Annotated in this window: 11 protein-coding genes; 4 read left to right on the forward strand and 7 right to left on the reverse strand. The window is 64.5% G+C overall.

Annotation, left to right across the window (positions count from 1 at the left end):
* Positions 1 to 55: 55 nt before the first annotated feature.
* From AB0L57_RS07030 to dnaA, 7 genes are all read right to left on the reverse strand, one after another.
* Positions 56 to 1,036 carry a DUF3566 domain-containing protein gene (locus AB0L57_RS07030; RefSeq protein ID WP_364958423.1) on the reverse strand — a complete coding sequence of 327 codons (981 nt, stop codon included), beginning with the start codon at positions 1,034 to 1,036 and terminating at the stop codon, positions 56 to 58.
* A gap of 79 nt (positions 1,037 to 1,115) precedes the next feature.
* The gene (gyrA, locus tag AB0L57_RS07035; protein WP_364958426.1) at positions 1,116 to 3,614 is read right to left on the reverse strand and encodes a DNA gyrase subunit A; all 2,499 of its coding nucleotides are present in this window, start codon (positions 3,612 to 3,614) and stop codon (positions 1,116 to 1,118) included.
* Positions 3,615 to 3,673: 59 nt separating this feature from the next.
* Entirely contained in the window at positions 3,674 to 5,722 is a 2,049-nt protein-coding gene (gene gyrB / locus AB0L57_RS07040) for a DNA topoisomerase (ATP-hydrolyzing) subunit B (protein WP_364958429.1), read from the reverse strand.
* Positions 5,723 to 6,125: 403 nt separating this feature from the next.
* Positions 6,126 to 6,689, reverse strand: coding sequence for a DUF721 family protein (locus tag AB0L57_RS07045; RefSeq protein WP_364959295.1), 564 nt, complete (start codon positions 6,687 to 6,689; stop codon positions 6,126 to 6,128).
* 184 nt (positions 6,690 to 6,873) lie between these two features.
* Complete coding sequence (recF, locus tag AB0L57_RS07050; protein WP_364958432.1) at positions 6,874 to 8,085, reverse strand: DNA replication/repair protein RecF; 1,212 nt, start codon at positions 8,083 to 8,085, stop codon at positions 6,874 to 6,876.
* Between the two features lie 165 nt (positions 8,086 to 8,250).
* The gene (dnaN, locus tag AB0L57_RS07055; RefSeq protein WP_364958435.1) at positions 8,251 to 9,420 is read right to left on the reverse strand and encodes a DNA polymerase III subunit beta; all 1,170 of its coding nucleotides are present in this window, start codon (positions 9,418 to 9,420) and stop codon (positions 8,251 to 8,253) included.
* An 870-nt stretch (positions 9,421 to 10,290) separates the two neighbouring features.
* Positions 10,291 to 12,243, reverse strand: coding sequence for a chromosomal replication initiator protein DnaA (gene dnaA, locus AB0L57_RS07060; RefSeq protein WP_364958438.1), 1,953 nt, complete (start codon positions 12,241 to 12,243; stop codon positions 10,291 to 10,293).
* A 520-nt stretch (positions 12,244 to 12,763) separates the two neighbouring features.
* On the opposite strand from dnaA, the gene rpmH reads away from it, so the two are divergent.
* From rpmH to yidC, 4 genes are all read left to right on the forward strand, one after another.
* Positions 12,764 to 12,907 carry a 50S ribosomal protein L34 gene (gene rpmH, locus AB0L57_RS07065; RefSeq protein WP_077116220.1) on the forward strand — a complete coding sequence of 48 codons (144 nt, stop codon included), beginning with the start codon at positions 12,764 to 12,766 and terminating at the stop codon, positions 12,905 to 12,907.
* Between the two features lie 84 nt (positions 12,908 to 12,991).
* Positions 12,992 to 13,402: a ribonuclease P protein component gene (rnpA, locus tag AB0L57_RS07070; protein WP_364958442.1), complete on the forward strand. Its 411-nt coding sequence runs from the start codon at positions 12,992 to 12,994 to the stop codon at positions 13,400 to 13,402.
* Entirely contained in the window at positions 13,399 to 13,824 is a 426-nt protein-coding gene (gene yidD / locus AB0L57_RS07075) for a membrane protein insertion efficiency factor YidD (protein ID WP_364958445.1), read from the forward strand. Before rnpA ends, yidD begins: the two co-directional genes overlap by 4 nt.
* 4 nt (positions 13,825 to 13,828) lie before the next feature.
* A complete protein-coding gene (gene yidC / locus AB0L57_RS07080; RefSeq protein ID WP_364958448.1) occupies positions 13,829 to 14,977 on the forward strand; it encodes a membrane protein insertase YidC in 1,149 nt (382 codons plus the stop codon).
* The last annotated feature ends 2 nt before the right edge of the window (positions 14,978 to 14,979 follow it).

The raw sequence follows: 14,979 nt of genomic DNA on the forward strand, positions 1-14,979 counted from the left end.
CAACGAGCGGCCGGTCCGGGAAATAGATCCCGGCCGGCCGCTCGTGACGATCACATCAGTCCGGATCGGCCAGCGTCACCTGCACACCGCCCACCAGATCGGTGCACTGGTTGTAGATGAACACGCCGACCGTCGACAACGCTGTGAACAACACCACATTGATCAGGCCGACCACGGCCGCGTAACCGAAGACGCTGCCGGCATCGATGATCGTGGTGGCCGAGGAGTTGTTGTCGTTCACCATGTCGGTGAAGGTGCTGTTCAACCGATCCCACACGCCCATACCGGACAGCACGATGTAGAGGAATCCGACGGCCAGCATCCAGACGAAGAACATCGCGACGCTGATGACCAGCGACACCTTCAATGTCGACCAGGGGTCGATGTGGCGCACCTGCACCGTCGCACGCAACGGCTCACCGCTGCTCACGGCCTGCGCGACCGCGGCCTGCGCGGACGGCGAGTAGCCCGGTGCCGCAGCACTCGGGGGCGTCGCGGCCATCGGAACCTGCTGCGCCGCAGCCACATCCGCTTGCGGAAGCGGGTGACGCAGATCCGACAGATCGGGCAGGTCCTTGATCAGTTCCGGCCGGGCGATACTCCGCGTCGGACCATCGATACCGACCGACTTGACCATCGCCGCTTCCTTGCGCGCCGCCTTCGCGGCGAGGTCGGTGGTGGTGCGAGCATTGCTCACGCCACCACCCAGACCACTCTGCGCACTGCGGCCCTGTACCGGAGCCTGCCCCGGGCGGTTCAGATTCGACTGCGGCTCCCGCTGCGGCAACTGCGACCAGCCCTCCTCGAAGCGGGACCCACCACGACCATCACCACCGTCGCCGAGACCCGATGCCGAAGCACCGGCCTTCGCGGAATCACCTTGTGGCTCGGACGATGCGGGCGAATTGCCCGAGCCGTTCTCGGCCGACGACCCCGACCGCGGCGAGGGCCGCGGCGGAATCGGTGACGGCGCGATCCGCTCGGACACACCGTTGGCGTGGTTTCGCTCGTCGTTCGGCTGATTCGGAGTGGTCAATGCAGAATCCTTCGATCCGTCGTGGCGCCGCTGCTTGTGGAGAAATTACCGCTTCCAGAACCTAACGCTAATCCGAGCCTCAGGCCTCTTCTTCTCCGGAAACCTGGTCGGGCTCATCGGCGTTACGTGCGATCGCGAGCAAGGTATCGCCCTCGCCGAGGTTCATCAACCGCACACCCTTGGTCTGCCGACCTGCCTTGCGCACCTGCCTCGCCGCCGTCCGGATGACACCGCCGCCGGACGTGATCGCGTAGAGCTCGTCGTCATCGTCGACGATAAGCGCTCCTACCAGGCTCCCACGCTTCGGGTCGTACTGAAGCGTCAACACACCTTTACCGCCACGGCCCTGGGCCGTGTACTCCTCGATGGCTGTGCGCTTGGAGTACCCACCTGCGGTCGCGACAAGCAGATAGGTTCCGTCCCGAACGACATTGAGCGACAACAGCTCATCGTCGGTGTTGAACCGCATGCCCTGCACGCCGGAGGTCGCGCGGCCCATGGGACGCAGGACCTCGTCGTTGGCCGCAAAGCGGATCGACTGTCCGTGCGCCGACACCAGCAGCAGATCGTCATCGGCCGAACACAGTGCGGCACCAACCAATTCGTCGGTATCGCGAAGGTTCACCGCCACGATGCCGCCGGTGCGGTTGGAATCGAAATCGGTCAAACGAGACTTCTTGACCAGGCCGTTGCGGGTGGCCAGCACCAGATACGGTGCGTCCTCGTAGGTCTGGATCTGGATGACCTGCGCGATCTTCTCCTCCGGCTGGAATGCCAGCAGGTTGGCGACGTGCTGGCCACGCGCGGTGCGGTTCGCCTCGGGCAGTTCGTATGCTTTGGCCCGGTAGACGCGGCCCAGGTTGGTGAAGAACAGCAACCAGTCGTGGGTCGAGGTCACGAAGAAGTGCTTGACCAGGTCGTCCTGCTTGAGACCGGCGCCCTGCACACCCTTGCCACCACGCTTCTGACTGCGGTACAAGTCGGTCTTGGTGCGCTTGGCGTAACCCGTCGCGGTGATCGTGACAACGACGTCCTCGCGGGCGATCAGATCCTCGTCGGCCACATCGCCATCGGCCGCGACGATCCGGGTGCGCCGGTCGTCGCCGTACTTCTCGACGATTTCGGCCAGCTCGTCGCGCACGATCGCACGCTGTCGCTCCGGCTTCTCCAGGATGTCCTTCAAATCGGCGATCTCGGCCTCGATGCGGGCCAATTCGTCGACGATCTTCTGCCGTTCCAGGGCGGACAGACGGCGCAGCTGCATATCGAGGATGGCGGTCGCCTGGATCTCATCGATCTCCAGCAGATCCATCAGGCCGGTCCGCGCGGTGTCGGTGTTGGCCGAGCGCCGGATCAGGGCGATGACCTCGTCGAGCGCGTCCAGAGCCTTGACCAGGCCGCGCAGGATGTGGGCCCGTTCCTCTGCCTTGCGCAGCAGGTAGCGAGTACGCCGGACGATGACCTGCAACTGGTGGTCGACATAGAGCCGGATCATCTGATCCAGGCGCAGTGTGCGCGGTACACCGTCGACGATGGACAGCATGTTGGCGCCGAAGCTGGTCTGCAGCTGGGTGTGCTTGTAGAGGTTGTTCAGCACCACCTTCGCCACGGCATCGCGCTTGACCGTGACCACGATCCGCATACCCGCGCGGTCGGAGGACTCGTCGTGGATATCGGAGATACCCGCGATCTTGCCGTCCTTGACCTGCTCGGCGATCGAGTTGATGAAGTTGTCCGTGTTGACCTGGTACGGCAGTTCGGTGATGACGATCGTGGTGCGGCCACGATTGTCTTCCTCGATCTCGACCACACCGCGCATGCGAATGGAGCCGCGACCGGTGGTGTAGGCATCGTGAATGCCCTGGGTCCCGACGATCAGTCCGTGAGTCGGGAAGTCCGGACCCTTGACACGCTCCATGCACGCCGCGAGCGTGGCCTGTTCATCGGCCTCGTAGTTGTCCAGCGCCCAGTAGATCGCCTCGGCCAGCTCGCCGAGATTGTGCGGCGGGATGTTCGTCGCCATTCCGACCGCGATGCCGTTGCTGCCATTCATCAGCAGTGCGGGAACACGGCTGGGCAACACGGTCGGTTCCTGCGAGCGACCGTCGTAGTTCGCGACGAAATCGACCGTCTCATGGTCGATCTCCCGCAACATTTCCATCGCGAGCGGGGTCAGGCGGCACTCGGTGTACCGCATGGCGGCCGCGCCGTCGTTGCCACGGGAGCCGAAGTTGCCCTGACCGTCGACGAGCGGATACCGCAGCGACCACGGCTGGGCCATGCGCACGAGGGTGTCGTAGATCGAGGAGTCACCGTGCGGGTGGTAGTTACCCATGGTCTCGGCGACCGGGCGAGCGGACTTCACATAACCGCGGTCGGGCCGATAGCCGTTGTCGTACATCGCGTAGAGCACACGCCGGTGCACCGGCTTGAGCCCGTCACGTACATCGGGCAGTGCGCGGCCCACGATCACGCTCATCGCGTAATCGATGTAGCTGCTCTGCATTTCGTTCTGGATGTCGACCGGTTCGATCCGGTCGCCCGCACCACCGTTGGGCGGCAGGGTGGTCTCAGTCATGAACTCTCCTTAGAAGGCCTGGCGTGCGACGGGCGCGCGAGCGAGCCGCGCAGCGCCGGCTACACGTCGAGGAAGCGGACGTCCTTGGCATTGCGGGTGATGAAGCTGCGACGCGCCTCGACGTCTTCGCCCATCAGCACCGAGAACAGCTCGTCGGCGGCCGCGGCATCGTCCAACGTCACCTGACGAAGCACCCGCACCGACGGATCCATGGTGGTTTCCCACAGTTCCTTGGCGTTCATCTCGCCCAGACCCTTGTAGCGCTGGACACCGTCGTCCTTGTTGATCTTCTTGCCGGCGGCCAGACCTGCCTCCAGCAGACCGTCGCGCTCCCGATCGGAGTAGGCGAATTCCGGATCCGTCCGCTGCCACTTCAGCTTGTACAGCGGCGGCTGCGCCAGGTACACGTGACCGTGTTCGACCAGCGGCCGCATGAACCGGAACAGCAGGGTCAGCAGCAGGGTCGAGATGTGCTGGCCATCGACATCGGCGTCGGCCATCAGCACGATCTTGTGATACCGCAGCTTGGAGATGTCGAACTCGTCGTGAATGCCGGTACCGAAGGCGGTGATGATCGACTGGACCTCGTTGTTCTTGAGGACCCTGTCGATGCGAGCCTTCTCGACGTTGATGATCTTTCCGCGCAGCGGCAGGATCGCCTGGTACATCGAGTCTCGACCGGATTTGGCCGAACCGCCGGCGGAGTCACCCTCGACGATGTAGATCTCGGACTTGCTCGGATCCTTGGAGCGGCAGTCGGCCAGCTTGCCGGGCAGGCCGCCCAGATCGGTCGCGCTCTTGCGACGCACCAGCTCACGGGCCTTACGGGCCGCGACGCGCGCCTGTGCCGAGGACACCGCCTTCTGCACGATGGTCTTCGCATCGGCCGGATTCGCCTCGAACCAGTGCGCCAGATGTTCGTTGCAGGTGCGCTGTACGAAGGACTTGACCTCGGTATTGCCGAGCTTCGTCTTGGTCTGGCCTTCGAACTGCGGCTCGCTGACCTTGACGCTCACGATGGCGGCAAGGCCCTCACGGATGTCGTCGCCGGTGAGGTTGCCGTCCTTGTCCTTGAGTAGCTTCTTGTCCTTGGCGTACTTGTTCACCACCGTGGTCAAGGCCGCGCGGAAGCCCTCTTCGTGGGTACCGCCCTCATGGGTGTTGATGGTGTTGGCGAAGGTGTGGACAGATTCGGAGTAACCCGAATTCCACTGCATCGCGACCTCGAGTTCATGGCCGGTGCCCTTGCTGGTGAACGAGACGACCGAGTTGTGGATCGGCTGCTTCGTGCGATTGATGTGCTTGACGAAGTCCTCGAGGCCGCCCGGGTAGTAGTACGTGCGGGTCTTGACCTTCTGCTCGGGCGCCGGGCTCTGGTCGTCACCGTGCTTGGGCGCTTCGGCGGTCTCGCTGACGACCTCGTCGGTGACCTCGGTTTCGCTGACCCGCTCGTCGGTGAGGGTGATGGTCAGTCCCTTGTTCAGGAACGCCATTTCCTGCAGTCGGCGCGAGATGGTCTCGAAGTTGTACGTCGTGGTCTCGAAGACATCCGGATCAGCCCAGAAACGCTGGGTGGTACCGGTGCGTTTGGTCGGCTCCCCCTGGACGAGCTTGCCCGGCTTGGCGTCCTTGTACTCCTGTGTCCAGTGATAACCGTCGGTGTCGATATCGACGACCATCCTGGTCGACAGGGCGTTCACCACGGAGATACCGACGCCGTGCAGACCACCGGATACCGCATAGGCATCGGAGTCGAACTTGCCACCGGCATGCAACTGGGTCATGACGACCTCGACGGTGGGCACACCCGAGGCGTGCGTCTCCACCGGGATACCGCGGCCGTCGTCGACGACCTCGACGCCACCGTCGGCCAGCAGGGTCACATCGACCCGACTGGCGTAGCCGGCCATCGCCTCGTCGACGGAGTTGTCCACAACCTCCCAGATCAGGTGGTGCAGACCGCGCTCACCGGTGGACCCGATGTACATACCCGGGCGCTTACGGACCGCCTCGAGTCCTTCGAGGACCTTGATGTTGGAGGCACCGTAGTCCTTGTTGCCCGCTTTTGCCCGGGACGAGCCGCTTGCGTTGGAGTCGTTGGCAGCCACTGCTCGGTAGCTCTCCTTACTTGCTGATCCTTCGATGCGACGTCGGTCAACACACAGACCGGGCCCCGTATGACATCTGCTCGAGATTGGAACTGCTCGAGAATTACGGGTCCTCGCGCGTGCTGCACGGAACGCGCCGAAGGTATCGCCGCTAGTTACTCCTCCATCCTACTGGCACCCCCGGCACAGGATGCACCTATGACACCCCTGAGAGCGTCGTGAGTGCGTGAAATCGGTCGCCGCCGGGTCCGGTTATAGGCGAACCCGCTCCCGCGAGCCTCAGCGGGAAGCTACGGCCACTCGGCTTCCAGGTGCGCGAGTTACCCTGCTGTCGTTCTGCCGAAAGGGTCGCCGGAGGACGAACCCACCCCTTCGTTCCACGTGAAACCCGGTTGCCGGCGGATCAGCCGTAGGTGTCGCGAGGGCCGCGGCCCTTGATGTGCCGTTCTCCCTTGCGCCAGCTCGGCGCGGCCGGTCCGGTGATCTTCAAGGAGGTCACCACCCCCTGCCCCACCGCGGCATTGATCTTCGCGAGCAGCTGTCCCTGCAGCATGCGCAGCTGAGTTGCCCAGGCTGTGGATTCCGCTTGGATGCTCAGTACCCCGTCGGTGAGCGAGACCGGATCGGCGTGCCCGGCGATATCGTCACCGACCACCGCCGCCCATCGGCCGAAAACGGTTCCCTCGGCGACCTTTCCGGACCAGCCACGGCTCTTGGCCAGCGATCCTGCCAATGCGGACAGCAGTTGCGGATCTCGTTCGTCGGGTCGAGCACCCGACCAGCCGGAGCGGCGTCGCAGCGCCCGCACCCCACCCTTGCGCGGCGAAGCCCGGCCCTGACCGACCGCTTTCCCGCTGGCCCGGGCGGCGGCACGGGCCTCCTCCAGCGCGCGGCGGGCGAGGTCGACTCCGCGCAGTTCCGATTCGGGACCAGGTGGTGACGATGCGGAATTGCCCTCGGGCTCGATATCTGCGGCCACGCTCGACTCCTCCCATCCGGACTGACTGTGCTGCATATCCACTCGGCGGCCTCGTGCACCGCGACATCCGGCACGGTGGACTCGCACCGCTCGAACCGGATGCTGCAGCAAGGCTAGCCGTTGGGTACGACAACCCGCGCGATCGATATTCGACCGGCCCGACCACGCCGTCTCACGCGGTGGACGTGTCCTCGGTGACCGTCGGCGCGGATCCCGAGATGCGGGATGTACGCCCATCCGCGACTCCCGCGGTTTCCACTCGGATGGGTTCGGCCTCGAGTTCCGGCGGAACGTCCTCGGGGACCGCCGCTGTGATGAGAACCTGCTCGGCGTCGGCGGCGACGGCGGCGAGCGCGGTGCGGCGCCGGCGATCCAGTTCGGCGAACACGTCGTCGAGCAGCAGTACCGGATCGGTACCGGCGCTGCGCAGCAATTCGAATGCCCCGAGCCGCAGCGCCAGGGCGAACGACCACGATTCCCCGTGGCTGGCAAAACCTTTCGCCGGTGCGGAGCCGAGCATCAGATCCAGATCATCGCGATGCGGACCGACCATGCAGATACCGCGTTCGAGTTCTTTGGTGCGCGCGGAAGCCAACTCGCTCAACATATTCGCCTCCAGGGCCTCGACATCGTCGGGCTGGGGAGAACGCTGTGGATCGAGGAACTCCTCGGGCAGCGAGTTGCTGCGATAGCGGATGGCAGCGGTTCGAGACTCCGGCGCAATGGATCGATAGGCCTGCTCGAGGTAGGGATGCAGTTCGTGGACCAGCCGCAGCCGGTGGGCCAGCAACTGTGCACCGTGCACCGCCAGATGTCCGTCCCAGACATCCAGGGTGCCGAGTTCCGCCGGTGCACCAGACCTCGAACGCGCCTGTCGCCCCGCGGTTTTCAACAGCGCCGATCGCTGTCGCAGGACGCGGTCGTAGTCCGAGCGCACGCCGGCCAAGCGCGGAAGCCGGGCGGTCGCCAATTCGTCGAGGAAGCGGCGGCGTTCGGATGGATCGCCGCGGACCAGCGCCAGATCTTCCGGTGCGAACAACACCGTGTGCAGGATGCCGAGGATCTCCCGCGGTCGTCGCACCGGAGAGCGATTGATCTGGGCGCGATTCGCCGCGCCCTGATTCAGCTCCACATCGATGCGTAACTCGCGCCCACTGTTGACGATCGTGGCCCCGATCCGAGACCGCTGCTGCCCCAACCGGATCAGCGGCGCATCACCGGCTACCCGGTGCGAACCGAGTGTGGACAGATATCCGACGGCTTCCACAAGATTGGTCTTGCCGTTGCCGTTTGCCCCCAGGAAAACGGTTCTGCCTGTGGGTAATTCGAGTTCCGCCTGCTCCCAGGACCGGAAGTCACGCAGGGTGAGTGTTCTTACGTACATGGATGAACCCGCCGTCACCAGGCATTTTGTGACGGACTGCTCGAAATGCTCACGCTCCCGGAGTTTTTCACAGGTTTATCAACATCTCCACAGGTCGGGGTGAACAAGTACCGCCTCGCCGACCGAACTTGACCGGCGAGGCGTACGAACCGAGCGGCGAAACGATCAGCCGGGCAACCGAACCGGCATCAACAGGTAGATGTAGTCACCCGCCAGCGCCGCGAAGGCACCGGACTCCGAGGGCTCCGGCTCCGCTTCGGCGGTCGGGCACATGACCGCAGGCCTACTGGGCGTGGTGAAGCCGAAGGTCACCCGATCCGAGCGCAGCGACGACAGACCGTCGTTCAGGTAGCTCGGGTTGAAAGCGATGGTCAGAGACTCGCCCTGGAATTCGGCCTCCAGCCACTCCTCGGCCCGCCCGGCATCGTCGCCACCGGCGGACAGCTGCAGCCCCTGGTCGGAGAATTCGAGCCGAACCTGGGCACCCCGTTCGGCCACCAGGGCGACGCGTTTGATCGCCTCGATCAGTGCACCGACCTGCAGGGTGGCGATGGATGTGTGCTCCTTGGGGAGCAATTGGCGGAACTTGGGGAATTCGGCGTCGAGCAGTCGTGTGGTGGTTCGCCGACCACCGTTGACGATTCCCAGCAGCCCATCCGTCCCTGTGCCGAAAGCCAGTTGCACAGGCGCGTCGGAGGCGCCGAGCGTCTTGGCGGATTCGGACAGTGTGCGGGCAGGCACCAGTACTGCGGTCTCCACATCGGGACGACCCGGCTGCCACTCCAGATGCCGCACCGCGAGGCGGAAGCGGTCGGTGGCAGCCAGGACGACCCGAGAGCCCTCGATCTCGACCCGGATACCCGTGAGCATCGGCAATGTGTCGTCGCGGCCGGCGGCGACAGCCACCTGGCCCACCGCCTCCGAGAACAGATCCACGCCCAGTTCACCGGTCTGCGGCGGAAGCTCGGGCAGCTGGGGATAATCCTCGACCGGCATGGTGGGCAGCGAGAACTTCGCACTGCCACAGGCGATCAGCACGCGGGTGCCGTCGACGGACACATCGACCGGCTTGTTGGACAAAGCCTTGGTGATGTCGGCGAGCAGGCGACCGGAGACCAGGACCTGACCGGGCCCCGCGACCTCGGCCGCCACCCGCATCTGCGCGGACACCTCGTAGTCGAAGCCGGAGACGGTCAGACCGTCCTCATCGGCCACCAGCAGGACGCCGCCGAGTACCGGTACCGGCGGGCGAGACGGCAGGCTACGGGCCACCCAGGCGACGGATTCCGCGAAATCCTCGCGAGCGACCCGAAACTTCATACTTGCAAGCTCCATCGCTCGGTATGTCCTCTCCCAGTCTCGATCGGTCGTGATCTGTCCCGGCGCAGTGATTGCCCTGCTCGGCACGTCGGCGTGGTTCATGCAGCGATGTGGTTCAACGGCTCGCTCGTGCACCGCAGTGTGGCACGGGCGACCGACCTCAAACCGTACCCGCGCGGGCGGCCGATGACTACGCCCACCCCCTTGCCGGTGCGTCGCTTCGCTGGGAGACCGAATGTGTGAAGCCGGATGCGCGCGACGAGGAACCGATCGGCTCACTCGCTCTCCTCGTTGCGTCTTCGGGATGTGGATCGGTTCGGATCGATCCGTTCGGTCCCGAGCCGAGTTTCCACACACCCTGTCTTCAAGAAGAAATCTAATGAAGAAGAACTGAAGTAGTAGTAGGCGCTGTGGATTCTGTGGACGCCGCTCGTTCTCGCAGCTCACGGTGCGTGGCGGCGTGGGGATGTCCATCGGGTGACTCGAGGATGAACAACGCCGGGCTGTGGAGGCCACAAATCTGTTCAACCCCCATCCTCGAGTCATCCTCGAGTTCTTCCATGACTGGAGGCCTGTTGTGCACACGTGTGTGCCGATCGGTGCACTACCGGGGGATTCCTCGAGGACCTGACAGGGAGTCCTCGAGGAATCCACATGCCGATTTCGATGTTTCCGCAGCTCTGTGCCCGTGGATGAATCTGCCTGTGGGAACTGTGGATCAACCGGTGTGAGTGAATCCGTCCACAGCCGTTGCCGACGGCTGTGCGCAACCTCGAGGACAAGGGTGGGATTCCTCGAGGACTCCACAAGGATTCCTCGAGGAATCCACAACACGAAAAAGCCGATCCACCCAGGTCAACCGGGTGGATCGGCTTGTGGAAGGAATCAGCGGGAACGCTGTTTGATTCGGGCTGTGAGTTCTTGAACCTGGTCGTACACACGGCGGCGCTCGGTCATCTCCTTGCGCACCTTCTTCTCCGCGTACATGACCGTCGTGTGATCGCGGCCGAAGGCTTGGCCGATCTTCGGCAGCGACAGATCGGTGAGCTCGCGGCACAGATACATCGCGATCTGGCGGGCCTGGGCCAGTGGCCGGGCCTTACCGGGACCCGTGAGCTCCTCGAGCGTGGTGTTGAAGTATTCCGCGGTCACGGCCATGATCGTCGACGCCGTGATCTCGATCGTGGTGGTGTCGGGCATCAGATCCCGCAGTACGACCTCGGCCAGGGACAGATCCAATGGCTGTCCGTTCAACGAGGCGAACGCGGTCACCCGGATCAGCGCACCCTCGAGTTCGCGGATATTGCGCTCCACCCGGCTGGCGATCAGTTCCAGGACATCGTGCGGTACATCGAGCCGATCCATCCGCGCCTTCTTGCGCAGGATGGCGATCCGGGTCTCGAGTTCCGGTGGTTGCACATCGGTGATGAGTCCCCATTCGAACCGCGTGCGCAGCCGTTCCTCCAGGGTGGCCAGCTGTTTCGGTGGGCGATCGGATGACACCACGATCTGTTTGTTCGCGTTGTGCAGGGTGTTGAAGGTGTGGAAGAACTCCTCCTGGATACCTTCCTTACCCTCGATGAACTGGATGTCGTCCACCAGCAGGATGTCGGTTTCCCGGTAGCGGCGTTTGAAGGCCACCTTGCGATCGTCGCGCAGACTGTTGATGAAGTCGTTGGTGAATTCCTCGGTGGACACGTATTTGACGCGCATCCCGGGGAACAGGCGCTGGGCGTAGTGGCCGGCCGCATGCAGCAGGTGCGTTTTCCCCAAACCCGACGCACCCCACACGAACAGTGGGTTGTAGGCCCGAGCCGGGGCTTCGGCGATCGCCACCGCGGCGGCATGGGCGAACCGGTTGGACGCACCGATGACGAACGTCTCGAACGTGTACTTCGCGTTCAGACTGGCCGAGGACGACGCAGGGGGCGGCGGGGCGGGTTCCGGCGACTTCGAGAAGTAGGTCGGCCACGAATTTCGCGCGCTGACCACGGGTTCGTCCGCCTCTTCGCTGGCATTCGACCGGTGCGCGGGCGGGCTGTCCGGCTCGGGCGCGAACAGCGACTCCTGCCCCGGATGTCCCGGTCCGCGTGGATCGGATTCGCGGTGCATCGACTCCTGTGGATGATGCAGCGGGTCATGCTCACCGCGATGCGGTTCCGGATCGTGTCGCGGTTCGGGCTCGCGGCGGCGGACATCCGGTTCGCGGCGGAGCGACTCGGTCTCGCGCCGGAACACCTCGGGGTCGCGCCGGAACGAATCGTCGTGCATATGTGGTTCGGGCTCCCGGCGCACCGGAGACGAGGGACCGAGACTGTCCGGCAATTCTCCGGCCATCGGTGCGGACGGGTACTCCCCCTGGGGATAGGCCGTCCTGGCCTGGTAATCAGCTGGGGAAAGGTAGCGGGGTGTGGGGAACTCGCCCGCATCGGGGTACTGGGGCGGGGCCTGGAATCCGACCGGTTCCCGGGGTTTGTCCCGCATCCGGTCCGGCCGCGAGGTCAGCCGGGCGTGCCGGGCGGTGGTACCGGGACGTTCGGGCGGCGGGCTCGTCGGCGCTGCTATACGCACCCCGAGCCCCTCGACCTGGGGGCCCAGACGACGTGCCAATGACCGGAGTATCGGCTCCCGCAGATCGCGTTCGATCGCTTCCTGTGCCAGCGACGACGGGACCGAGAGCAGGGCGAACCCCTGTGCGACCGTCAGCGGCTTCACCAGCCCCAACCACGCTTTTTGCGCGTTGGTCACCGGTGGAATGGCGCCATCGGTGGAGCCGGCGGTAAGCTCGGCGACCACTTCGGGCCAGACCGCGGTCAACACGTTCTGCTCGTCGTCCACGTACATTTCCTCCCCGGAGCAAGTCGATAGGAGTACCAACGGTCGGCGACTGCCCGCGAGCCCGGCCGTCAGCCATACGAATATGCCACTCCAGGGGTCTTTCCACACAATTATCCACAGATGTGGAGAACTGTGGTGATACGTGGCTTGCTGCGATAACCCCCCCGGTCAGCGCCTCGACCTGCGCATCTGCAGCAATTTTCTAGCTATGGATCGTAACGGCTGAGCGGTGGGTGTGACAAGGGTTGTCCCACGAGCCCCGGCCGTATCGGCGAGCCGCCCAGTGGCGGGGGTCTCATGGGGTACCCCGAGTTTGACCCTCTCGTGGCCGATCAGTACCCTCGTACAGTCACCCGTTGACGCGGTGTTGGCTGCCTGCTGCCTGGTCGAATTTCGATCCAGCGGGACCACCATGCAATGGGAGTTGTGCCGATGAGGACCAGTTTTCATCGCGACCACATCGTTTCACCGAATAGCTTCGGGCGCCGCCTGGCGCCCACCAACTCGAGGAGTGTTGACCGTGGCCAAGGGCAAGCGGACGTTCCAGCCGAACAACCGTCGTCGCGCACGCGTCCACGGCTTCCGTCTCCGGATGCGCACCCGTGCCGGGCGCGCGATCGTGTCGTCGCGCCGTCGTAAGGGCCGCGCTTCTCTGACGGCCTGACAGCTCGGCATCGGCACCGCGCCATGCCTCGCACGCTGTACGTCCCACTCCTTCCGTTCACCCGCTACGTGCTCGGACACTCGGGTGTTGCCTGAGCCGTACCGGCTGCATCATCGTGCCGACTTCTCCCGGACGGTGCGATACGGCCGGAGAATCGGGAGACGGGACATCGTCGTGCATGTGGTGGCCGGTAGTGCCGCGACCGGTGATACCGAGCCGCGTCCGCTCGCGCGGACCGGCGGTCCTCGTTTCGGTTTGATTGTCAGCAAGGCGGTGGGTACCGCGGTGGTTCGACACCGCGTCGCCCGCCGCCTGCGTCATATGTGCGCCGGAATCGTGCTGAACCTTCCGGCCGAGGCCGATGTCGTGATTCGGGCGCTGCCAGGCGCGGCGACGGCGACCTCGGCCGAGTTGGATCGTCAGCTGCGGTCGGCCTTACGAAAACTGTCGTTCGACATCCCCGCCGTGCGGGTGGAGCCGAGTGATCCGTCATGAGCCTCCTGCGTGTGGTGTCGCGGCTGCCGGCCAACGCTGTGATCTTCTTGATCGAGCTGTACCGGACCTATGTCTCCCCCACCCGCATGCCGGTGTGCCGGTTCACACCGACCTGTAGCGAGTACGCGGTGACGGCCCTGCGCACCCGCGGCCTCTTCGTCGGACTCGGATTGACGGCCGTGCGTCTGGCCAAATGTGCACCCTGGCACCCTGGTGGGTGGGATCCCGTTCCCGAACGGAAACGGGCCGCCGCCGAAACCGATCCGCCGAGTCTCGCCCACGAGCCGAGCACCGATGAGTCGACTACTCAGCGGTCGCGGGCTTCGGAGCGAAGCCGAGACCATACCGAGGCGGCCGAACACAAGTCTTGTAAAGGGTCGCCGCCCGCGGTGACCGGCGACACGACCGACGGGAGTACATAGAGCCGTGCTCGACTTCATTTATTATCCGGTGTCCTGGATCCTGTGGTTCTGGCACCGAGTCTTCGGGTTCATATTCGGACTCGGAGACTTCGACAAGGGCGCCAGCAACGGCTTCGCCTGGGCCCTGGCTGTGGTGTTCCTCGTGTTCACCCTGCGGCTCGTGCTCTACAAGCCGTTCGTCAAGCAGGTCCGGACGACTCGGCAGATGCAAGAGCTTCAGCCGCAGATCAAGGAACTGCAGCGAAAGTACAAGAACGACCGCCAGAAGATGGCCGTCGAGATGCAAAAGCTGCAGAAGGAGCACGGCTTCAATCCGCTGATGGGTTGTTTGCCGGTGCTGGCTCAGGTTCCGGTCTTCATCGGTCTGTACCACGTGCTGCGCTCGTTCAACCGGACCGGCTCCGGTATCGGCCAGTTGCACATGACGCCGGCGCAGAACGCGATGACGCCGAACTATGTGTTCAGCGCGGACGATGTGCAGTCGTTCCTGCGGGCCCGTATCTTCGGCGCGCCCATTTCCGCGGCGATCACCTCGCCCAAGGAAACGTTGGATGCCTATGCCGATTTCGGTGGCATCCCGCACATGTGGAACATGATCGCGGTTGCCGTTCCGCTCATGATCATCGCCGGCCTGGCGACCCACTTCAATGCGCGGGCTTCGGTGGCGCGACAGAGTGCCGAGGCGGCCGCGAATCCACAGGCAGCCTTGATGAACAAGTTGGCGCTGTGGGTCTTCCCGCTCGGTGTCGTTGTCGGTGGTCCGTTCCTGCCGATCGCCATCCTGCTCTACTGGGTGTCCAACAACATCTGGACCTACGGACAGCAGCATCTGGTCTTCGGTCGCATCGATAAGGAAGAGCAGCAGAAGAAGCAGGAGGCCATCGAGCGGAAGGCGCAGAATGCGCCCAAGCCCGGTGCCAAGCCGTCCGCGAAGAAGAAATCGGGTTCTGCGGAAGTCGTCGCCGATGCGACGGAGACGGTCGCGGACGCGGCCACCAACGGCACCCCCGCGACGGCCTCTTCCTCCTCGAGCTCGTCGACCAAGTCGGGTTCTGCTTCCGGCAAGTCCGGAACATCGGGTAAGTCCGCCAATGCGGGCAATCGCAAGCGATCCGGAAACAGGGGGCGCGCCAATCAGAAGCGGCGTCGCTAACG

It is taken from the genome of Nocardia sp. NPDC052254, assembly GCF_040679495.1.
In the GTDB taxonomy this organism is placed as follows: domain Bacteria; phylum Actinomycetota; class Actinomycetes; order Mycobacteriales; family Mycobacteriaceae; genus Nocardia.